Below are 22,099 nucleotides of genomic sequence, written 5' to 3' on the forward strand. Positions count from 1 at the left end.
TGGTTTTATAAGAAAAAATTTTAGAAATAAGGTGGTATAAGATGATTGAACCCTATAATACACATAGAATTCAAAAAAATTGGGGCATCATAATTGCGATTGTATTTATCGCATCTACGCTACGTGCACCATTAACATCAGTAGGTCCAGTAGTTGATGAAATTAAAGATGTTATGCAAATTAATAACAGTCTTGCTGGTTTTTTAACAACAATACCACTCATTATATTTGCAGTCGTTTCGCCATTAGTATCTAAAGTAACTAAACGTTTGACGATGTCTAATACAATTGTACTATCAACGATATTAGTAATTATTGCTTTGTACATACGTGTTGCAGGTGGTTTTAATTTATTTATTATTGGTACAGTTCTACTAGGTATTGCGATCGCATTTGGTAATGTTGTATTACCGAGTTATGTGAAATGGTATTTTCCATTACAAATTGGATTAGCAACAGGTATTTATAGTGGGACAATGAACTTTACTGCAGGATTAGGTGGAGGACTAAGTTTCCCAATGTCTCAATCTCCATTAGGGTTTAGACTGTCCCTTGCTTTTTGGATCGTGCTAGGGATTATCGCATTAATTTTATGGATTCCAAAAGCAAGTAAAGGCGCTAAACTAGAACGTCAAGATAAACTATCAGAAGCACAGAATCAACATACAAAATTGAACATTACGAAGTCTAAATTAGCATGGTTAGTAGCTTTAACAATGGGATTCCAATCAATGGTATTCTATACAGTTGTTGCTTGGGTGCCTTCTATATTAGTAGATAGAGGTCTAGATCCATCAACTGCAGGTTATTTACTCATGCTTAACCAATTTTCACAAGTGCCAATGACATTTACATTCCCGATTATTGCGTCTAAATTAAAAGACCAACGTATATTAGTTGTGATCATCACAATACTATTCTTAGTTGGATTTGGTTTATTCTTTACGCAATCATTAGTATTACTCGTAATCGGTATTATTATCGCAGGTTTAGGTATGGGTGCATGCTTTAGCTTATGTATGACATTCTTCTCTATACGTGCACGTACAAGTGACGGAAGTATCGCATTATCAGGATTCGGGCAATCTATTGGGTATTTAATAGCTGCCATTGGACCATTCTTTATTGGATATTTACACGATGCGACAGACAGTTGGATATCAGGCATCATCGCCTTAATCGTTATGTCTATTCTGTTCTTTATAGTAGGCTATCCAGCATCTAAAAATAGAGTCGTAGAAGATGAAACGATTTAAAAATCACAAAAAAGTCTGAGACAAAGTTACTGTCTCAGACTTTTTTGGATTGTAGCTAACTTATCATTCAAGAAATGCTAGATTTCATTTTGTTCATAATAGTCTAATAATGTCTTAATGGAGTCTGCGACATTAAGATGTTGCTGGCTGTCGTGTGATACTAAATATGTTGCGAAGATTGATAAGAATGTTAAGATGTTTTGTTTTTGAACACCGTAACCCATAATACCAATTCTCCATATTTGTCCTTGTAAATCTCCGAATGATCCGGCAATTTCTACGCCGTAGTTTTGTAATAAGCCGTTTCTAAAGGCATTATCATCGATGCCTTCTGGAATTTTAACGCAAATGACCATTTTCATCTCGTTAGATTCGTCACCGTAAATTTCTAATCCAAGTGCTTTTAGAGCTGTTTTTAAAGCTTCTTGGTGATAGCTATGTCTTTTGGCACGTGCTTCAATGCCCTCTGATAGTGCTAATTTTAATCCAGTATATAATGCATAAACAGATGTTGTAGATTCTGTGTGATGATTGAGGCGTTTAGGGCTCCAGTAGTCTTGTAACTGTGTTAAATCTAAGTAGTTGCTGCTAATGAAATGTTCTTTTTCGGTAGATTCATTAGAGCGAATACCTAATTCTACACGTTTGCGTTTATTAATTTCTTCGCTGAAACGCTCGTTAAACGTAATCGGTGTAATACCTGAAGGAATAGATAGACATTTTTGAGCGCCACCAACGACTGCGTCTAGTTCCCATTCATCTACAGGAATAACCATACCTTGATAAGTTGCGACAGCATCTACTACTGAAAAGATGCCTCTTTCTTTACAAGCACGTCCTAATTGATCGATAGGTTGCAATCTTCCTGTTGATGTTTCGCCATGTACAATCGCAAGAACTTTAGGTTTATATTCATCTAAAGCTTCAATAATTTCTGCTTGATCAAACACTTCGCCCATCGGTTTATGTATATTGTGGACGATTCCTCCTGCACGTGTTACGAGTTCAGTAAATAAATAACCAAATCGACCAATTACAGGTACGAGTACTTCATCACCAGGTTTTACGATATTTGATATAACGGCTTCTAAGCCAGCACGGCTAGTTCCATCAATTGGAAAAGCCCATTTATTTTTTGTTAAGAATGACTGACGAATTAATGACATTGTTTCATTCATGATATTAACAAATTCAAAATCGAATTGACCGAGTATAGAATTCGACATTGCTTGAGAAACACGTGGATCTACACTTACAGGTCCAGGTGTCATAATTAATCGTTTGTTCACTTTTAAAGTATCCACATTGCTAACCTCTTTTTCTATAAATTTAGTCATTATACATTATATCTTAGATTTTCATACAATTATTCGTCAAAAATGATGATTATTTTATTACTTTTTGTCAGAATATTACAAAAAATATGTGTAAAATAAGAGGCTGAAACAATATAGAATGTCTCAGCCTTTTTGACGTTATAGATTATATTATTGGTTATTGTTAATGTATGAATCTGGGTTGACTGAATATTCGTTACCAACGCCGCCTTTCATACGTTGGAAATGTAAATGAGGTGCAGTTGAGTTACCTGTACTACCAGACTCACCAATTTGTTGACCTGCAGTTACTGAATCACCTTTTTGAACATTTAATTTGTTCATGTGCATATACCATTGGTAATAATCACTATTTTTTTCTTTGATTGTTACTTGGTTACCACCACCGTAATTGCTCCAACCGCTTTGGATAACAGTTCCATCAGTTAGTGAATACACTGGTGTATTTTCTTTCATAGCATAATCGACACCATAGTGAGCACCGCCACCGTGATATTGACCATATTCTTGTAATTTAGTGTTCTTAGTTAACCAGTTTGAAGAAGCTTGTGCTTTACCTTCTGACTTTTGAGAGCTTGCACTTTCATTGTTATTTGCTTGCGTTGTTGTTGCTTCGTTGTCATTTAATTGTGCATCTTGTGATGTTGTATTATTTTGACTTTGGTTATAAGTTACATTGTTGTCTGAAGCTTGTGTATTTGAACTTGCATTAGTGTTATTAGTATTTTGTTTAGATGATACATCTGTTGAATCTACTTTATTATTTTGAATAGATGTCTTATTTGTTGATTTAGCGTTAGAATTTTCTACGTTGTAACCATGTTTTTGAATTGAATCGTGTGATTGACTTGGTGCATAACTTTGTCCACCTTTAACGAAATAATAATAGTGGTATGTACCGTTAGCATCGATTTCGTATGATTTATATTCATGGTTATCAAACATGGCCTGATTCCATTTACCGTCTAATGTATGATGATAATTCCCGTTATTATCAATTGTATAGTATGAACCATTTGCGTAACCTGTTGTACCTTGAATAGTTGATTGTGTTGCAACGTTTTGTTCTGCAGCATTTGCCTCATGATGAGCAACACCCATTGTAAGTAACCCTATAGTTGCGATAGAGCTTGTTAATAATTTCTTCATTATGTCTGAACCTTCCCTTTCCTATATGTCTGACATTAAATTATCATGACTTTTAATAAAAGAAAACAGTTGTAATTGTTTTGTTTGTTTAAGTTAATAACGTGTAATATTTGGATAATAGTATTACAGTTTTCGGAAAATTCATTTATAAGGAAGTCACTTTGTCCATGTTCTGATTGCTTCCATACTTTAAACCTTACCAAAAACATATTATTTATATAACGATGTATTTTATGATGAATAATATATCTAATTTCGTGATATCACAGTTCATGAAACGCAATTGAATGTCTTGCTTATGATGTCATGATCAAAGAAATGTGATTAAACAAAACGACAAACAATGGTATGATTTAAAGAATACGTATAGAAGCATAAACTTTAGAAAAATATAGAAAGAAAGGCTATTCAATATGTTTATAACAGCATTAAAAAGAACGCCAATCGCAATAAGCGGATTGGCAATAGGCATCATGGCATTGAGTAATGTATTTTATCATATTAATTTTAAGACGCTCGGCCTATGTAGCTTTATTATTTCCTGTGCAATCATTTTATTATTTATCATGAAATGGATCATTTATCCTAGTATGTTTCTGAAAGAACTCAAAAATATCCATACATTTGCAATATCACCAACATTTCCTATGACATTGATGATACTTGTATCCATTATAAAACAGGAATATACCGTACAATCTCAGTTGTTAAACGTGCTATGGTATGCAGCCATTTTATTACATATAAGTTTGATTATTATTTTTATAAGTCGCTATGCATTTAGAAATTTTAAATCATGGCCAAACACAAGTTGGTTTGTGATGTTTGTCGGAACAGGGGTTATAAGTGAAACATCAACAGCATTTAATGAAACACTCGGACATGTATCAACAATCTTTGGAACGGTATGCCTAGTGGTGATTTTAGCGTATGTACTAATCAGCAAGTCGTGGCAAACATATAACCAAGAACAATTTCCGATGGTGATTATTATGAGTGCACCAGCAGCACTTTGTTTAAATGGTTATATCTTAAACAATACAACTTATTCAAATGTATATGTTATCGTCTTATTAATACTTTCCCAAGTGTTGTTTATATTTACATTAATATTCTTACCGAAAATACTACAAAGAGGCTTCAAAGTATCCTTTTCAGCAATGACGTTCCCATGGGTAACAACAGCCGCATCACTTTATAATGTCACTCAGCATAGTCATGCAAGTAGTAGCACCATCACATTCGGAACAATACTTTCTGTAATTGAAATCACGTTGGCAGCAATTATCGTATGCTACGTGTTATATCAATATGTCGTATTCCTAACAACAAAAGACGTAGAGTATAGTTAGGATGTAGAAATATGGACCGATAAAAAAGATTATCGGTCCATATTTGGTGTTTCTGTACCGATAAAAAATAATATCGGTCCATATTTGTTATTTCTGGACCGATAATTCGCTCGTAATCCAGTATATACTTGGTTAAAAAGTTTATGTTTGACTATATAGTAACTATACACCTTACCATTATTTGAGTAAGGAGGATTTATCATGAAATTTAATAAATGGTTCTCGTTGATATTGGTTTCTAGTGCGTTATTTTTGATTGTTATAGATATGACTGTTTTATATACTGCTTTACCTACGATAACGTATGAGTTGGAAGCGAGTGCTTTTCAAAAATTATGGATTGTAAATGCGTATCCGTTAGTTGTTGCAGGGCTCTTACCTGGTTTAGGTACGTTGGGTGATAAAGTAGGACATAAGAATATGTTTTTATCTGGTTTAGTAATCTTTACTTTAGCATCAGTTGTGGCAGCTTTTTCTCCAACATCTGGCACTTTAATTATGGCTAGAGTTATATTGGCTATTGGTGCAGCAACAATGATGCCATCAACACTTGCTATTATTAAACAAGTCTTTGATGACAAAAAAGATAGAGCACTTGCGCTAGGTATTTGGTCTTCTATTGCATCAGCAGGTGCTGGTTTAGGACCTTTAATAGGTGGTTTATTATTAACTAAATTTTGGTGGGGTTCAGTATTTCTAATTAATGTTCCTATTACGATACTTGTTATTATCGTTGCTTTTATACAAATTCCTAATATTAAAGGAAACAAAGATAAAAAATGGGATATCACAAGTTCAATTCTCATTATGATAGGACTTATAGGGACTGTCTACGCTATTAAAGAAGTCACAAAAGAAAATCCTTCAATTGTACTGATTATACTGACATTAGTGATTGGATTATGGTCGTTGAAACTATTCATTAGTCGACAAAAACGTCTATTAAATCCTTTAATTAGTTTAGATATATTTAAAAATAAATACTTTTTATCAGGTGTGATAGCTGCATTTACATCAGCATCCATATTAATTGGCTTTGAAATGATTTTATCTCAAAGATTACAGTTAATTTTAAATCTAACACCTTTAAAAGCAGGGTTAGTCTTAATGTCGATGGCAGCAGCTGCTTTTATAGGAGCAATTGTACAAGGAAGTATCTTAACACGATTTGATAGCATCAAAATACTTATTTACAATTTAATCATTTCATTAATCGGAATTGTAGGATTCACAGCATTTCTACACAATGATTTATGGATTCAAATACTGTTCCTTAGCATTGCAGGATTAGGGTTAGGCGGTGCAATGACTGTAGCATCAAATGCAATCATGACAAACGTTGATGACGATAAAGCAGGTATGGCAGCTTCAGTAGAAGAAGTGTCATATGAACTCGGAGGGTCAATAGGAATAGCCGCACTTGGTGGCGTATTTTCATTTACTTATACTTATTTAATGGAACGCTCCATGTCGATAACAGAAATACCAGCAAAAGCAAAAGGCAGTTTTGAAGAAACGATGATCGTAGCAGAAAATTCAAATGGATTATTAAAAAGTAAATTACTAGAATTAGGTACAAATGCATTTGATAATGCATATTTATTAATCCTAATCATAACAATCACAATCATTGCTGCAATTATCCTATTATTGTGGAGAATATTAGCAGAAACTGGTAAGAAAATAACATAAAAAAAAGACTACTTATTTCTCGGAAAATAGAGGGATAAGTAGTCTTTTTTTAGGTGTTGAAGGGATTGATACCATGCTATAATTAGTACATAAAAATTAACGTGCTTATTGATTGCCTATATGTTCACCGTGCCTTATTAGATCGTGGTGAAAGAAGGTGATTATATGGGCTTAGATGTAAGTATGCAACTAGAGATATATTTAACATTCTAGATTACTTACACGGTAATACTTCCTATTACCATTTATTTATTGCTTAAAAAAGACAATAAAAAATAACCGTTTATGCTCGAACATAAACGACTAATGAAATATAGCATAGACTATACGCCTTAATTTTTACACTCAGTGACCCTTCCAAAGTTGCTGATTGTTTTTTAATACTTAAATAATACCATGAGTGTATTTTGTTATCAAGAATAAAAGAGGGAACTCGTTGTGATTTGGCCAAACTCACCCCAACAACCCCTGTACAACAGCTACCATGTCATCATGTATAACGATGTTTGCTGTAGTGTCATAAGGTGTTTCGTCTTTGTTTATAATGACGAGGTTTTGTCCTTCGAAGTTTGAGATGAGTCCTGCTGCGGGTTGCACGAGTAAGGATGACCCGAGTACTACGAGTGTGTCTGCTTCTCTTATTTTGTTTAATGCATTGAATATTGTTTCTTGATCTAGCATTTCACCGTATAATACGATGTCTGGTCTAATGGTATGACCACATGATTCGCAATGGTGTAAATGGTTATCGATAACATAAGATTTAGTATATGTTTTTTTGCATTTTGTACAATAAAATCGGTTTATAGTGCCGTGCAATTCATCTGTATTTAGACTGCCGGCATTACTATGAAGACCATCGATATTCTGTGTGATGACACCGAGTGAACGATGGTCTTTTTCGAGTTGGGCTATCCATTGATGTACGATATTAGGTTGTTTATCTGTGAAAAGTAAATATTGAAAGCAAAAGTCCATAAATCCTTTTGGGTCACTTTGTAAATAATCAGTACTTAATAAATATTCTGGGGAATAGCCATTCTCTGAGATTTGATCATATAATCCACCGAGTGAACGGAAGTCGGGTATACCACTAGCAACCGAAATACCTGCTCCCGTAAAAAATGTAATATTTTGAGATGAATCAATGATGTTTTTAAGTTGTTGAATTTGTGTATTCACGTTAATCACTCCGGTTATAATGAATTACTTTTCTAAGTATTTAGGGAAGAATTCTGTATATAAATCAATAAATTTAAGATATGCATCTTTGGATACATGTTCATCTACTTGATGCGCTTGGTCTACTGTACCAGGTCCATACATTATAAATGAGAAGTTCTCATCTTTAGAAACTAATAAATCAGATGCATCTGTAACACCTGGTGATGCTTCAGTTGGAAGTGTAGTGTTTAAATGTTTTTCGCCCATTTTTACAGCTAACTCGATTAATGAATTTTGGCCAGTTGTGTAAACGGGTGGTCTAGACATATACGTATCAATTTCAATATCATTAACAGATCGCATACTTACTATATCACCTAAAATGTCTACTTTCTCTTGATCAGTAAATATACTCATAATCAAAACTCCATTTCTATATAGTTTTTATCTCAATTACTATTATATAGTTGAAATCTTGTACTTTGAAATTAAACACATTGCGGAGATGGAGAGATGAGAGTGAAAGGCTGGATGCAATGCTTGAAAATGTTCAAAGTCGTGAGTTAAAGGAGCAGTAAACTCACGAGTGTACTGAACCCAAAAATCTAAACCTTAATTAGTATATTATTTCAAAGGTTTGTCTCCTGTAATTTTTGGGAGATAAGCCTTTTAATTTTGATTTGATTCTTTCGTTATTATAAAAATTAATATATCGATGAATAGCTTGTTCAAGATCTTGAAAATCTTTAAATTTTTGGCCATAATACATTTCTTGTTTTAGTAACCCAAAAAAGTTTTCCATAACTGAATTATCTAGACAATTACCTTTTCTAGACATACTTTGAAATATCTTATGTTCTTTTAATAAATTAGTGTATTGCGAATGTTGATAGTGCCAGCCTTGATCTGAATGTATTGTTAAACGGTGATCTAGGTTTGGACGACTCTCTATCATTTCTTTTAGTGGATTGATCACTATATCTAATGTAGGACGACTTGAGATTCATTTTTAATATTTAAAGTATCCATTATTTCTCTTGTGCTAAATCCTTTGAGTTTCATTTCTACTACTTTATATTTTGTTTCAACTGAATATGCCACTCTTTTCATAGAAAAAACACCTCCGTATAAATTCATTTTAATATGAATTCAACGAAAGTGTTTTTATTTTACTCCCACATCATGGGGTTAGTGCATAATATAGTCCACTTTTTATATTTAAAGTGTCTGCTTTTAGGGGAGTGTATCAAAGTTGGGAATGGTTATTTTTTTGTAATAATTTAGTGCTCATAGCACAAATTAAAGAGTATTTAATATAATTTGGTTAAAGTATAAGAAGCAGGTGATTAACAATGAAAGTGATTCATACTAATGACATCAATAAACAAGTACTCATCGATTTGTATATTGATAACTGGGGTGATGATGAAATGGTTGTCTCTTCAGGAACATATCAATTATCAGATTTACCAGGATTTGTTGCGTACGATGAAGCGGAAATAATTGGTGTGATTACATATATAATAAGAAATGATCAAATAGAAATTATTTCATTGGATAGTTTTAGGGAGAATGTAGGAATAGGAAGTCAATTGTTGAAAAAGTTAGAAGAAATATCTGAGGAAAAGGATATAACAAACATTTCAGTCATAACAACAAATGATAACTTAAATGCTTTGAAGTTCTATCAAAAAAGAGGATATAACATCAGAAAAGTTATTCCAAATGCAGTAGAAAAAGCAAGAAAACAAAAGCCATCCATTCCACAATTTGCAGAAAACGGAATTCCAATTCGAGATGAAATAGTGTTGGAGAAATATTTGTAGAGAATTGAAAAGTCTAGAACAATGATGTCCTAGACTCTTCCCTACGCCTCTATGATATATCTATATATTTCGTCTTTTACAGGTGATTCCATAGATAATGTCATTGTGACGATATTTTGTTGTTTCGCATTTGGCATGATTGTTTGTTCTGCTGAATCTTTAATGTAGTGGGCTTTTCCCAGGTAATAAAATTCTTTTCCGTCTGCCACGTCTTCTTTCTTTACAAAGATATACATGTCTATATTATTTTTTTGATGTGCTAAGATTTTTTGGACTTCTTTTGATTCTAATGTACGATTACTTCTTGTAAACCATTTGAGTTCGTCGGGACTTAGGAATTCATCTTCGTACTTTGTATTATCACTGATATCATCTTGTTTATGATATGTAATGAAAATTGGTAAAGTATTATTTCCGAATTTATAGCCGTTTATTGTTCCGGACTCATCAGATTTCCAGTTTAGTAATTTAACGAAGTCTTTTCTTGTATATTTGTTATATAGTAGTAAGCCGTTTTGGTTACCGTGATGTACCATGTTATTGTATTTAGCTAATTCAATAATGTCATCAACGTATGTTTTGAATACTGTTTTTTCTAGTGCTGATGAAAATGTATCGGTCAGTCTAACCTCATCATCGATTATGTTGATAATAGGGCTACCATACGTTTTGTTTATTGTAACGCTAAAGAAACGATGGTCTAAAATTTTCAAGGTTGTCTGAATGTCATCGTTTGTAACGTTTGAATCAATTTGTTGTGCGATTGGTAGTAGCTCATGTATTTTATGAGGTCTTCTAATAATAGCTTCTAAAATTGTATAATCAACGTTTTTTAAGCCTGGTGCGATTTCTCGAGACAAGAACGTTAAGTTGAGACTTTCATTTTTAGTTAATGTGTCTTCAGTTTTCTTGAATCTGACTATGAATTCATGATAGTTATTATAAGTACTGTCACTAGAATATATCACGCTAGGATCTATAGAATTCTGTCTAATGAAATCCATTAATAATGGCGTTCGACCAATTCTTTGTTCAACTTCATTAAATGCCTGTTTAATGTGAGCTGCTGAACTCAAGTTGACTTGTTTCAGTGAATCATATATTTGTTTCTTAGCTACTTCTTCAAAGTTGATAGTTGAAACACCTGTTAATGCAGTATTATCCGCTATAAATCTTCTGTAATTATCTTTATTTTGTGATTGATCACCAGATAATGCGACTGGAATGAGGTAGTTTTTCTTATAGTTACCTATAAAATCAATAACCGTTAAATATTCTTTGTTTTCTGCTTTTCTTAAGCCTCTACCAAGCTGTTGAATAAAGATAATACTTGATTCTGTTTCCCTTAACATGACAATCTGATTTACAGGTGCGATATCAATACCTTCGTTAAATAAGTTAACGGTAATAATGTAATTGATTTCTCCTGATTTTAGTTGTTCGATTGCTTCTTGTCGTTTATCCATGTTGTCTTCACCAGTCAATGCAAGTGAAGGTACGTTAAGAGCAGTTAATTTATTAGCGAGCTCCCATGCTTCATCTTTTCTACTAACGAAAATAAGTCCTTTAAGTGTGTCACCAGAGTATCCATAGTATTGAGTCTTTTCTAGAATATGTTTAACTCTTTCATCAGAAGTTAAATCTGCTAAATTACTGTAATCATCTGTAGATTGACCATTAAGCACATAGTCTGTGACACCGAAATAATGGAAGGGACAGAGTATTTCACTTTCTAGCGCTTTTTGTAATCTAATTTCATAAGCGATGTTGTAATCAAACATTTCAAATATATTTAAATTATCGGTTCTTTCAGGTGTTGCGGTCATACCAAGTACAAAATCAGGTGTAAAGTAATTGAATACCTTTTGATATGATGAGGCAGCAGAGCGATGCGCCTCATCGTAAACGATATAATCAAAGTACTTTTCATCAAACTGCATAAAAACATCTTCTTTAGATAATGTTTGAATCGTTGCAAATAAATATTTAGCGTTAGTATTCTTTTGTTTCCCTGTTAATAAGCCAAAATCCTTATCTTGTGCGAATGGCAGTACTTTTTTAAATTCTTGAATAGCTCTTTTTAAAATACCTTCATTATGAACGATAAATAGAAATTGATTAGGATTGTAACTTCTCACATCTAATGCAGAGAGAATTGTTTTTCCTGTACCAGTAGCTGAAATGATCAGTGCTTTATCTTTATGCTCTTTTCTGAGTTCAGCTAATGAATGTAATGCTTCTTTTTGCATAATGTTAGGTTCGATTCTAACTGCTGCATCAATATTTTTTTGGATTTCATTTTGTTGCTCGGTAATGCGTTGTGCTTCTTTTAAATTACGGGCATCATATGTCTTCTCATAATCTTGAATCCATTCATCAGAAAGAGGGGTACTATTATGCCATAGTTCATCAAATTGTGCTTTAATATTATAAACGAGGTCGCCATTCTTTTGAGTAGAAAGTAAGATATTATGTTCGTAGTTAACTTTTAAAGCGTTAGAAGTTAAATTAGAACTTCCGACAATCATGGACGAATAATGTTCATGGTCAAATACATAACCTTTAGCGTGAAATCCATTAACACCAGTTAATTTTACAACTACATTTTTAAGCTTTAATAATTCTTTATACATTTTAGGCGTATTGAACCCCAAATAATTCGAAGTAATAATTTTACCTCGAACACCTTTTTTGTCTAAATCATATAGATGCGATTTTAAACTTGCTAATCCACCTTCTGTGATAAAAGCGACTGAAATCGTGAATGTCTTACATTTATGCAGTTCATTAATAATAGTAGAAAGTACATTTTCTTCATTATTATTAACTAATAATTTCGGCATGAAATTACCTTTATGTGAAATTGTACGATCTATAAACCCTTTGTGTAGCGACTGATTAAAGTCTTCTAATAAATTGTTCATATTTATACCTCATCTACAATGATTTTGACAGCAGGTATATCGGCCGGTGCCCATTCTAAAGTTTCAAGATCTTTAACATCAAGCCATTGAATACTTTTATGTTCAGTAAGTGTAGGCATTTTTTCTTTCAATTTACATTTATATGTATGAAGGTTAACTATTCCAAAGTCATATTCATAAGAAGTAGAAGTAACTTTATCACCAACTTCAAGATCACATAACATTTCTTCACTGATCTCTCGTTTCAAAGCTTCTATTTCAGATTCACCTTTTTCTATTTTACCGCCAGGGAATTCCCACATAAGAGGTAAACTCATATTTTCATTTCTTTGTGCACAAAGTACCTTATCATCATTAAAGATAATTGCACCTACAACTTCGATTTGTTTTTTCAAAATATTACCTCCAAAAATTATGATATTTGTCTATATTTTATCAAAAATTGTTCTCAAGGTTAATAAAATGTAAAATTACGATCCATAAAAATTCAACTTTAGATAATTTCCAGTGATTTATTATATGAAAACTAAGAATATGATATATTCTTAATAATTAATGACATTTGTAATGTTTACTAAAGGCGGTTATGTTTTGAAGAAGCAAAGATTAAAGTTGCGTACGCTTGTGATTATTGTGGTTTGTATTGTGGTGCTATTTTCTTTATTAATTACGTGTTTATTAATCAGTAATACGATTAAGGATACGATTCATAGAACAACGAAGGAGAAGGCGGAGGTTATTGGTAAGACGATTGCGGGTTCTGAGGTTGTTCAGAAGTCTTTGGCTGAGGATAGTGATGATCGTAAAATTCAAGAATATACGTCTAAGATTCAAAAAACAACGGACATGAGTTTTATTGTTGTCATGGATATGAATGGCATTAGAAAGTCTCACCCGAATGAGAAGTTGATTGGTAAGCATTTTAAAGGTGGCGATGAAGGGGACGTCTTACATGGCAAACCTGGTACGTCTATAGCAAGAGGTACGCTTGGTTTAACGATGCGTGCTTTTACGCCTATATATGCTGATGGTAAACAAGTGGGTGCGGTATCGGTTGGTGTGCCTATGCAGACAGTTTATGAAGCGTTGGCGGATGGTAATAAGAAAATTATTATTGGATCTGTGATTGGTTTAATCGTAGGTGCTATTGGCGCGTATTTATTATCGATTTATATTAAGCGTATTTTGTTAGGACTTGAACCTTCTCATATCGCGAAAATTCTAGGTGAACGTAATACGATGTTACAGTCTGTTCATGAAGGGATTGTGGCAGTTGATAAAGAAGGTAAAATTAATTTGGTCAATAAGTCTGCAATGGATATTTTTAAGAAGGCAGGTCTTAAAGGTGATCCTATAGGAATGCAAATAAATGACTATATGGCTTCGACGCAATTACCGAAGATTGTAGAACTTGGTAAGCCTGAACTTGATAAAGAGCAAGATATTAATGGTGTGAAGATATTGGTGAATAGAGTACCATTAATTGTGAATAATGACATAGTAGGTGCGATATCGACGTTTAGAGATAAGACAGAAGTGCATAAATTATCAGAGCAGTTGGTAGGAGTTCGGACGTATGCAGATACGTTAAGAGCTCAATCGCATGAATTTAGTAATAGATTGCATGTGATTTCTGGGATGTTGCAGATGGAACATTATGATGATTTAAAACAGTACATACGTGAAATTGTTGAACTCGGTAGTCAAGAGAGTGGAAATATCACATCGAAGGTTAAAGATGCTGTACTAGCTGGTTTCTTAATTGGTAAACTTAGTTTGGCGCGTGAACAACAAATCAAGCTTTCTATCGTGAATCATACTACGATACCAGAACCGAAAGATTCATATATTACGCATGAAGTGATTACTATTATAGGTAATTTAATTGATAATAGTATAGACTCATTAGTATCATCATCACTTAAAAAGAAAACAATAGACGTACACTTGGATTACAAACAGAACCAATTAATGATTGATGTGATAGATTCAGGCGTAGGGCTTAATCATGAACTAGATGAACATATATTTGAGAAAGGTTTTTCTTCTAAAGGTGAGAATAGAGGGTATGGTTTACACCTCGTTCAACAAAGTGTTGAAAAGCTTGATGGTCAAATATCAATAGATGCCCATGAAGCAGGGAATGTACAGTTCTCAGTTGTTATAAACTATCTCAAAAAGGACGAAGATAAATGTTGAATATACTTATAGTTGAAGATGATCCAATGGTTGCGCAAATTAATCGTCAATTTATTGAAAAAATAGATCCTGAAGCGTTAGTTGATTTTGCAAAGAATGTAACAGAAGCAATGGAAGTCATTCAGTCAAAGACGATCGATTTATTATTGTTAGATATATACATGCCAGAAGAAAATGGCTTAATTTTTTTGAAATATGTAAGAGAGCAAGGTTATCAAGTAGATGCGATACTGATAACAGCTGCTACAGATGCTGAAGATATTCAGACAGCCTTCAGATATGGCGCGGTAGATTATTTAATTAAACCATTTGAATTTGAAAGATTTAAGAAGTCTTTACTTAAATACAAGCAAGGACAGACTTTCTTTAAAGGTAATCATCAAATTAAACAAGCAGATATTGATGCAGAGTTCTTGAATAAACAAGTTGTTACAGATGATTCAGAACTGAAATTGCCAAAAGGTGTCACAAAAGAAACGTTACAAAGCATCATTGAGAAGATGAATGACTTTGAAGATCATGCATTTTCAACAGATGATATTTCTAAAGCAGTTAATATTTCAAGAGTATCTGTAAGAAAGTATTTAAAATTCTTAACAGATATTGAAGTTTTAGAAGAGTCATTAACATATGGTATCGGCCGACCGATCTACTTCTACAAGTTAAATAAAGACAACTTAAAATATTTACAAGGCTATATGTCATGATGATGTCTAAATGAAAAACCAAACGATACGTTTCGTTTGGTTTTTTTAATTACAAAAAGATGATTAAAATTTCATAAGCTATAATTTTTGGTTGCGTTTTCATAAAATGAGTTTATATCAATTAAGGGGGATAAAAATGAATACGAAGACCAATTTGGAAGCGGTTACCGAGAATGAGTTGCCTATCCAAAATAATATAAAAAGCTTATGGGAAAAATTAATGAAAGCTAAAGTTGGTGTATTACCATTACCGTTATACATTGTCTTAGCTGCAATTATATTAACAGCATCTGTATATAATACGTTACCAGCAGATATGATTGGTGGATTTGCTGTCATAATGATTTTAGGAATATTGCTTGGCGATTTAGGGCAGAGAATTCCTATATTAAAAGAAATAGGTGGACCAGCTATATTAGCATTGCTTGTACCTTCTATTTTAGTATTTTTAAATGTGATTAATACATCTTCAATGGAAGCCGTTACGACTTTGATGAAGACATCTAATTTCTTGTATTTCTATATTTCTTGTTTAGTAGTCGGTAGTATTTTAGGCATGAATAGAAAAATGTTAATTCAAGGTTTCACACGCATGTTTGTACCTTTAATAGTGGGTACAGTATTAGCTGTCGTAGCAGGTATGTTAGTTGGATTATTGTTTGGATATGATTTACAACATACTTTCTTCTATATCGTTGTACCAATTATCGGTGGCGGTATTGGTGAAGGGATACTTCCATTATCTATTGCATATTCATCTATTTTAGGTGGATCAGCAGAATCATTCGTATCTCAAATGATCCCAGCAGCTGTTATTGGGAATATTTTCGCAGTTGTCAGTGCAGGACTTATGATGCGTTTAGGAGAAAAGAAAAAGCATCTTTCAGGAAATGGGAAGTTAGTAAAATCTGAAGATGGTAATGAAGTTCCTGAAGAAAAAGAGAAAGTCATTGATTTCTCATTAATGGGTGCAGGGTTACTCATTGCTTGTACATTCTTTATTGTTGGTACACTTGGTCAGAAATTCATTGGTGTCCCAGGACCGGTTATTATGATTTTATTTGCGACATTAATTAAATGTCTTAAAGTGATGCCACACAAAATGGAAGACGGAGCGCATAATTTATACAAATTTATATCAACAAGTTTAACTTGGCCGTTAATGGTCGGTCTCGGTATGCTTTATATTCCATTAGAAGATGTTGTGAAAATTGTGACACCAGCCTACGTTATCGTATGTGCTTCAGTTGTATTTGTCATGATATTATCTGGATATTTCGTAGGAAAATTAATGAAGATGTATCCTGTTGATGCAGCCATCGTAACAGGTTGTCATAGTGGCTTAGGTGGTACAGGAGATGTTGCGATATTATCAGCGTCTAAACGTATGGCATTAATGCCGTTTGCACAAGTTGCTACTAGAATCGGTGGTGTATCTACCGTAATCTTAGCATCACTTTTATTAAAATTATTAAGCTAAATATAAATAAATAAGGAGTAATTAAAAATGACTGAAAGTAATGAATACGGTGAATCTATAAATTTACATCAAGAACGCGCAGGTAAAATTGAAATCACGAGCAAAGTAGATGTGACTTCAGAAGAAGACTTAAGTGTTGTCTATACACCAGGTGTTTCTGCAGTATGTAGAGCAATTGCTGAAGATGAAACAAAAGTAAATACATTAACTGCAAGAGGTAACATGATTGCAGTTATTACAGATGGGACAGCTGTACTAGGTTTAGGTGATATCGGTCCAAAAGCAGCCATTCCTGTTATGGAAGGTAAGAGCATTCTCTTTAAAAAACTTGCGAATGTTGATGCTTTTCCAATTTCATTAGACACGAAAGATACTGAAGAAATCATTTCAATTATTAAAGCGTTACAACCTAATTTTTCAGGTATCAATTTAGAAGATATTTCAGCACCTCGTTGCTTTGAAATAGAGAAGCGTTTAATAGAAGAATTAGATATACCTGTATTTCATGACGATCAACACGGAACAGCAATCGTCGTACTTGCAGCATTAATCAATGCACTTAAAGTTGTAGATAAAGCGGATAAAGATGCGAAAATCATTATAAATGGTGCAGGTTCAGCAGGCATTGCGATTGCGAAATTATTGTTAGAAGCGGGTTATCAAAACATTACGCTCGTCAGTCTAGAAGGTGTCTTAAATAAATCAGAAGAATGGTTGAATGATGCACAAAGAGAAATTGCTGAATATACAAATCTTGATAATATCCATGGAACTTTAGAAGATGTTATTAAAGATGCTGATGTATTTATCGGCGTATCAGGTCCAAAAGCATTATCAAAAGAACATGTTCAATCAATGAATAACGACCCAATTATCTTTGCATTAGCGAATCCAACGCCAGAAATATATCCGGAAGAAGCGTATGAAGCGGGTGCAGCAATCGTTGGAACAGGTCGTTCAGACTATCCAAATCAAATTAATAATCTATTAGCATTCCCGGGTATATTTAGAGGTGTATTAGATGCCAAGACACAACATATCACAACTGAAATGAAAATAGCAGCAGCAAAAGCCATAGCAGCAACAATTAACAAAGACGAACTCAATGCGAATTATGTCATACCAAATTCATTAGAAAAAAGAGTCGTCGATCAAGTAGCAGCATCAGTCCAACAATGTGTAGAAAATAAAACAGAAGTGTTGGTGTAAGATATATTTAGAAATAGTTCAAAAAGAATAGAGAAATCTATTCTTTTTTTATTTTAGGTTACTATAGAAAGTCATTTTGATATGAATTACAATACATTTATAAACTTTTTTATGAAAATTACAGTTCGGAGGAAGGAATTTGAAACAGATATTTTCGGGAATGATATTAGTATTACTACTTTTAATCGTTGGTGTATTTGGTTTCATCGTGTATCAATTTATTGCTGGTGATAATCGTATTGAATTTTCTAGTAATCAACAAACAGCTGATAAAGAACCGAGTAGTGAGGAAAGTCATGACAAAGAATCCAGTGATGATTCGGAGGAACCAGAAGGCGATCCTCCAAGGATCGATGTCCAAACGACTCAATTTAGCCAAGGCTTTATGAATTCTGATGTAAGAAGCGGATTTTATGGAGTAGGTATTGGATTGTCGCGAGATGTCATTGAAAAGAAATTCGGTAAGTCAGATGGACGTATAGAAGCTGGACAATCTCAGGCTGAAAAATATGGCAACGTAGCAGTAAAATATAATAGTAAAGATAAAGCAGAACATATATACGTAGCGCCAACAAATGTAACAGTAGAAGCATTTAAATCCGTTCACGGAACACCAACGATAGAAAATAGCGATGGGTTAGTTTATGATGATAATCCAAACAATTCCTTCTCAATATTAATAACAACAAAGAATGGCAAAATAACAGCCATTGAAAATGCCGATCAAATACAAAGATAATATAATACCAGCTATGATGATGTAGCTGGTGTTTTTATAAATTTAATTGAAAGCATATAGACAAATTAACAAAAAGGACTAGAAAATTTTCTAGTCCTTTTTGTGGTAGTTATATATCATTTCCTACTCTTGATTAATAAATACATAAAGAATGGTGAACCGATGAGTGCGGTAAAGATTCCGGCTGGGATTTCTTTTGGTAAGAAGAGTGTTCTACCGATTAAATCACTTAATAATAGTATGATGGCGCCGATTATGGCACTATAAAATATTCGATTCCTAAATTGATGTGCACCGAGTTTAAGTGCGATGTGTGGTGCGATTAACCCAACAAATTGTATGCCACCTACATAACTCATAGATATACCAATTAAGATACTCATTGATATTAATGCAATGACAGATATGTGTTGATAAGGATTGCCTAATGCTAATGATAAATTTCTTCCTAAGTAATGAATATCAAATGATCGTGCATAATATGTCAGGACAAACATAACGATAAGTAGGATGCTTCCTACTATCATAACTTGTTGATATTCTGCTTGATGAACAGATCCTGTAATCCAAATTTGAGCTTGAGCACTTCGTTTATTTGAAGTTAATATTAAGAACATTACAATCGCTTGGCAAAGTATATTAAAGCTTATACCAATGAGTATGAGACGATCTCGTTTGTAACTTTTTCGCATAGCTAAATAATATAATAATGCCGTGATAATTATCGCGCCAAGCATTGAAAAGATAGGCTGATAAGCTATTGGTAATAATAAAACTTCGGTACTTGTTGTTAAGACAATAAGAAATACTAATGAACCAACATTAGCACCTTGTGATATACCAATCACATCAGGAGAAGCTAGTGGATTCTTCGTAATAAATTGTAAAACACAACCTGCAATACCGAGTGCTGCACCCGTAACAATTGCTAATAAGACTCTCGGCAGTCTTAAAGTATTAATGACTAAGTTTGTATAAGGATCACCAAGTTTAAATAAGCCACTTAATACATTTTGAGGTGCGATAAAGCTATCACCTAACATGAGTGTGAGTAAAGTCGTTAACATGAGCATGATAATAAGTATGATAAATTTCTTCATTCTGTTAACTCCTTACGATTAAGAATTAAATAAATGAATATTGGTGCACCAATAAGTGCAGTTGTAATACCGACTGGCAGTTCTCTCGGCATTAATAAATATCTACTTAAAATGTCGCTTAATAATAGAAGACAACCACCTAGAACACCTGATAAAGGTATGACGATAAAATGGTTATGAGATTTACATAACAATTTCGCAATATGAGGTGTAATCAGTCCTATAAAGGCAATCGGACCAGCTAATGCCACGGCAGATCCACTTAATAGAACAACAGCAATCATCGTAAATACTTTAATGGATAATATTTTAGCACCAAGTCCTTTTAATGCATCATCACTTAGCATATAAAGATTAAGCGGTTTGGCCATGTAAATAGATATGATTAAACCAACGATAATAAATGGCCATATGTACATTAAAATATTAATATGTTTATTCGCTACCGAACCATTTAACCAATATATCAACTCTTCTATAGCTGATTCATTATAGATAAGTAGACCTTGAGTGATAGCCATACAAAAAGCACTAATACTTGCTCCGAATAAAGTTAATTCCATCGCATTGAATGGCTTAAAGGGTAATGTTGTGGCTAATATAATTAAAGTTGCAATGATGATGGTACCGATAAAAGCCATAACGGTTTGTTGAAATGCACCGTTCATACCAAACCCAACAGTCGCAATTACAACCATTAAACTAGCACCACTGTTAACACCCATAATACCAGGACTTGCGAAGGGGTTTCGTGTAATGGTTTGGATCATTACACCACTAATACCCATTAAAACACCGACAACCCCGCCCAAAATTGCGCGAGGTAGTCTTAATTGTGTCAGTACACGTTGATCTTTAATTGTTTCTCCATGAATATAATGTTGCCATATATCTGAAAAGGTAAAATGCTTATAACCAAGCATCATGCTTAATATGAATAGTATGACAAACATACCTGAAAATAGGAGAAATAACCAAAGATATTTATTTTTCAATCAATTTTTCCTTTAAATCATCAATCATCATATTGGCAGATAATACACCACCTGAAGTGTTCCAAACAGCATCATCTACTTTATAAACATGACCTTTTTTAGATGCATTTAATGCTTTAAATGCTGGATCGTTTACCCATTCTTTTTCTAATGCTGAAACTTTCTTATCATCTTCTTGGAAAGTAAAGTAGAAGATGTAATCTCCGTCCATCGCATCAATACGTTCTTTTGTAACACCTTTTTCTGCGAAGTCGTTTTTATCTTGACCTTTAGGACGTTTAATACCAAGTTCATCTAAGATAACACCTGAGAATGTATCTTTATGATAAATTCTTACATCACCTGGCATAAAGCGAACCATTGATACTTCTGAGTTTGCTTTATCTCCAATTTCTTCTTTAGCTTTTTTAACGTGATTATCGTAATTCTTTAAGACTTCATTCCCTTTATCTTCTTTATTTACAGCTTTCGCGTATAATTTAAAGTTGTTTTTCCAGTCGCCACGTAGTTCTTTAGAGAATACAGTAGGTGCGATTTCAGAAAGTTTCTTGTATTGTGCTTCTTGTCTGAATTTATTACCGATAATTAAATCTGGTTTAAGTTTCGCGATTTTTTCTAAGTTGATTTCACTTTCTCCACCAACAGGCTCAATGTCTTTATATTTCTTCTCTAAATGTTTATACCACGGATTACCAGAGTATGAATTAGCAGCACCAACAGGTTTAACGCCCATTGAAACAAGTGCTTCTGTACCTTCATTTGTTAATACAACAACACGTTTAGGATTGTTAGGTACTTTAGTCGTTCCCATGGCATGTTTCACTTCATGTGTATCTTTGTTTGAAGATGCTTCTTGTTTATTACCACAAGCTGCTAGCATTACAACAAGTACTACTATAACTGATAAAAGCTTTCTCATTTCTTTAACCTCTTTCTCAAGTTGAATTATGATAATGATTTTCATTTTCAA

The 22,099-nt window shown here is 33.3% G+C and carries 18 protein-coding genes and 2 pseudogenes; 9 read left to right on the forward strand and 11 right to left on the reverse strand.

All coding sequences use genetic code 11. The features are described from left to right. The first annotated feature begins 41 nt into the window (after positions 1 to 41). Positions 42 to 1,256 (forward strand): CynX/NimT family MFS transporter, encoded by a 1,215-nt coding sequence (locus LQ668_RS06400; RefSeq protein ID WP_025907163.1) that lies wholly within the window; start codon positions 42 to 44, stop codon positions 1,254 to 1,256. 77 nt (positions 1,257 to 1,333) lie between these two features. Here the strand turns inward: LQ668_RS06400 and LQ668_RS06405 are convergent, their stop codons facing one another. After that, positions 1,334 to 2,560 carry a pyridoxal-phosphate-dependent aminotransferase family protein gene (locus LQ668_RS06405; RefSeq protein ID WP_119494115.1) on the reverse strand — a complete coding sequence of 409 codons (1,227 nt, stop codon included), beginning with the start codon at positions 2,558 to 2,560 and terminating at the stop codon, positions 1,334 to 1,336. A 183-nt stretch (positions 2,561 to 2,743) separates the two neighbouring features. Further along, entirely contained in the window at positions 2,744 to 3,742 is a 999-nt protein-coding gene (locus LQ668_RS06410; RefSeq protein WP_025907159.1) for a M23 family metallopeptidase, read from the reverse strand. 413 nt (positions 3,743 to 4,155) lie between these two features. Between LQ668_RS06410 and LQ668_RS06415 the strand changes: the two genes are divergently transcribed. Both LQ668_RS06415 and LQ668_RS06420 read left to right on the forward strand, forming a co-directional pair. Next, positions 4,156 to 5,094 carry a TDT family transporter gene (locus LQ668_RS06415; RefSeq protein WP_239775940.1) on the forward strand — a complete coding sequence of 313 codons (939 nt, stop codon included), beginning with the start codon at positions 4,156 to 4,158 and terminating at the stop codon, positions 5,092 to 5,094. A gap of 201 nt (positions 5,095 to 5,295) precedes the next feature. Beyond that, complete coding sequence (locus LQ668_RS06420) at positions 5,296 to 6,786, forward strand: MFS transporter (protein ID WP_037560301.1); 1,491 nt, start codon at positions 5,296 to 5,298, stop codon at positions 6,784 to 6,786. A gap of 453 nt (positions 6,787 to 7,239) precedes the next feature. Here LQ668_RS06420 and LQ668_RS06425 read toward each other — a convergent pair whose 3' ends face one another. The 4 genes and pseudogenes from LQ668_RS06425 to LQ668_RS12385 all read right to left on the reverse strand — a co-directional run. Further along, a complete protein-coding gene (locus tag LQ668_RS06425; protein WP_025907153.1) occupies positions 7,240 to 7,968 on the reverse strand; it encodes an NAD-dependent protein deacylase in 729 nt (242 codons plus the stop codon). A gap of 24 nt (positions 7,969 to 7,992) precedes the next feature. Beyond that, positions 7,993 to 8,298 (reverse strand): annotated as a pseudogene (locus LQ668_RS06430) (M20/M25/M40 family metallo-hydrolase); the annotation flags it as partial. A gap of 268 nt (positions 8,299 to 8,566) precedes the next feature. Beyond that, complete coding sequence (locus LQ668_RS06435; RefSeq protein ID WP_198054465.1) at positions 8,567 to 8,926, reverse strand: IS3 family transposase; 360 nt, start codon at positions 8,924 to 8,926, stop codon at positions 8,567 to 8,569. 17 nt (positions 8,927 to 8,943) lie between these two features. After that, positions 8,944 to 9,060: pseudogene (locus tag LQ668_RS12385) on the reverse strand (IS3 family transposase); the annotation flags it as partial. 242 nt (positions 9,061 to 9,302) lie between these two features. On the opposite strand from LQ668_RS12385, the gene LQ668_RS06440 reads away from it, so the two are divergent. After that, entirely contained in the window at positions 9,303 to 9,776 is a 474-nt protein-coding gene (locus LQ668_RS06440) for a GNAT family N-acetyltransferase (RefSeq protein WP_107566037.1), read from the forward strand. Positions 9,777 to 9,817: 41 nt separating this feature from the next. Here the strand turns inward: LQ668_RS06440 and LQ668_RS06445 are convergent, their stop codons facing one another. Next, positions 9,818 to 12,700 (reverse strand): DEAD/DEAH box helicase, encoded by a 2,883-nt coding sequence (locus tag LQ668_RS06445; protein ID WP_239775941.1) that lies wholly within the window; start codon positions 12,698 to 12,700, stop codon positions 9,818 to 9,820. Between the two features lie 2 nt (positions 12,701 to 12,702). After that, positions 12,703 to 13,095, reverse strand: a complete 393-nt coding sequence (locus tag LQ668_RS06450) for a (deoxy)nucleoside triphosphate pyrophosphohydrolase (RefSeq protein ID WP_025905399.1) — start codon at positions 13,093 to 13,095, stop codon at positions 12,703 to 12,705. 196 nt (positions 13,096 to 13,291) lie between these two features. Here LQ668_RS06450 and dcuS point away from each other — a divergent pair, with 196 nt between their 5' ends. The 5 genes from dcuS to LQ668_RS06475 all read left to right on the forward strand — a co-directional run bounded on the left by dcuS (position 13,292) and on the right by LQ668_RS06475 (position 19,034). Then, positions 13,292 to 14,899, forward strand: a complete 1,608-nt coding sequence (dcuS, locus tag LQ668_RS06455) for a DcuS/MalK family sensor histidine kinase (protein WP_025905398.1) — start codon at positions 13,292 to 13,294, stop codon at positions 14,897 to 14,899. Then, positions 14,893 to 15,606: a response regulator gene (locus tag LQ668_RS06460; protein ID WP_025905397.1), complete on the forward strand. Its 714-nt coding sequence runs from the start codon at positions 14,893 to 14,895 to the stop codon at positions 15,604 to 15,606. The genes dcuS and LQ668_RS06460 overlap by 7 nt, the downstream gene beginning before the upstream one ends. 136 nt (positions 15,607 to 15,742) lie before the next feature. Further along, positions 15,743 to 17,086: a 2-hydroxycarboxylate transporter family protein gene (locus LQ668_RS06465; RefSeq protein ID WP_025905396.1), complete on the forward strand. Its 1,344-nt coding sequence runs from the start codon at positions 15,743 to 15,745 to the stop codon at positions 17,084 to 17,086. A gap of 27 nt (positions 17,087 to 17,113) precedes the next feature. Further along, the gene (locus LQ668_RS06470) at positions 17,114 to 18,295 is read left to right on the forward strand and encodes an NAD(P)-dependent malic enzyme (protein ID WP_025905395.1); all 1,182 of its coding nucleotides are present in this window, start codon (positions 17,114 to 17,116) and stop codon (positions 18,293 to 18,295) included. A 139-nt stretch (positions 18,296 to 18,434) separates the two neighbouring features. Continuing rightward, on the forward strand, positions 18,435 to 19,034 hold the full coding sequence (locus LQ668_RS06475) for a hypothetical protein (protein WP_025905394.1): 600 nt from the start codon (positions 18,435 to 18,437) through the stop codon (positions 19,032 to 19,034). Between the two features lie 116 nt (positions 19,035 to 19,150). On the opposite strand, the gene LQ668_RS06480 is transcribed toward LQ668_RS06475, so the two are convergent. From LQ668_RS06480 to LQ668_RS06490, 3 genes are read right to left on the reverse strand one after another with little or no spacing between them, the layout of a single operon-like run. Continuing rightward, positions 19,151 to 20,134 carry a FecCD family ABC transporter permease gene (locus LQ668_RS06480; protein ID WP_107634128.1) on the reverse strand — a complete coding sequence of 328 codons (984 nt, stop codon included), beginning with the start codon at positions 20,132 to 20,134 and terminating at the stop codon, positions 19,151 to 19,153. Next, entirely contained in the window at positions 20,131 to 21,129 is a 999-nt protein-coding gene (locus LQ668_RS06485) for a FecCD family ABC transporter permease (protein WP_025905392.1), read from the reverse strand. The genes LQ668_RS06480 and LQ668_RS06485 overlap by 4 nt, the downstream gene beginning before the upstream one ends. After that, on the reverse strand, positions 21,119 to 22,048 hold the full coding sequence (locus LQ668_RS06490) for an ABC transporter substrate-binding protein (protein ID WP_025905391.1): 930 nt from the start codon (positions 22,046 to 22,048) through the stop codon (positions 21,119 to 21,121). Before LQ668_RS06490 ends, LQ668_RS06485 begins: the two co-directional genes overlap by 11 nt. Between the last annotated feature and the right edge of the window lie 51 nt (positions 22,049 to 22,099).

The organism is Mammaliicoccus sp. K-M42, from assembly GCF_022386375.1.
Classification (GTDB): Bacteria; Bacillota; Bacilli; order Staphylococcales; family Staphylococcaceae; genus Mammaliicoccus; species Mammaliicoccus fleurettii.

What these genes read in the sequence shown, in the direction of transcription:
- LQ668_RS06400 (WP_025907163.1), top strand. Translation starts at nt 42, where the DNA reads ATGATTGAACCCTATAATACACATAGAATTCAAAAAAATTGGGGCATC.
- LQ668_RS06410 (WP_025907159.1), bottom strand. Translation starts at nt 3,742, where the DNA reads ATGAAGAAATTATTAACAAGCTCTATCGCAACTATAGGGTTACTTACA.
- LQ668_RS06415 (WP_239775940.1), top strand. Translation starts at nt 4,156, where the DNA reads ATGTTTATAACAGCATTAAAAAGAACGCCAATCGCAATAAGCGGATTG.
- LQ668_RS06420 (WP_037560301.1), top strand. Translation starts at nt 5,296, where the DNA reads ATGAAATTTAATAAATGGTTCTCGTTGATATTGGTTTCTAGTGCGTTA.
- LQ668_RS06440 (WP_107566037.1), top strand. Translation starts at nt 9,303, where the DNA reads ATGAAAGTGATTCATACTAATGACATCAATAAACAAGTACTCATCGAT.
- LQ668_RS06445 (WP_239775941.1), bottom strand. Translation starts at nt 12,700, where the DNA reads ATGAACAATTTATTAGAAGACTTTAATCAGTCGCTACACAAAGGGTTT.
- LQ668_RS06460 (WP_025905397.1), top strand. Translation starts at nt 14,893, where the DNA reads ATGTTGAATATACTTATAGTTGAAGATGATCCAATGGTTGCGCAAATT.
- LQ668_RS06465 (WP_025905396.1), top strand. Translation starts at nt 15,743, where the DNA reads ATGAATACGAAGACCAATTTGGAAGCGGTTACCGAGAATGAGTTGCCT.
- LQ668_RS06470 (WP_025905395.1), top strand. Translation starts at nt 17,114, where the DNA reads ATGACTGAAAGTAATGAATACGGTGAATCTATAAATTTACATCAAGAA.
- LQ668_RS06480 (WP_107634128.1), bottom strand. Translation starts at nt 20,134, where the DNA reads ATGAAGAAATTTATCATACTTATTATCATGCTCATGTTAACGACTTTA.
- LQ668_RS06490 (WP_025905391.1), bottom strand. Translation starts at nt 22,048, where the DNA reads ATGAGAAAGCTTTTATCAGTTATAGTAGTACTTGTTGTAATGCTAGCA.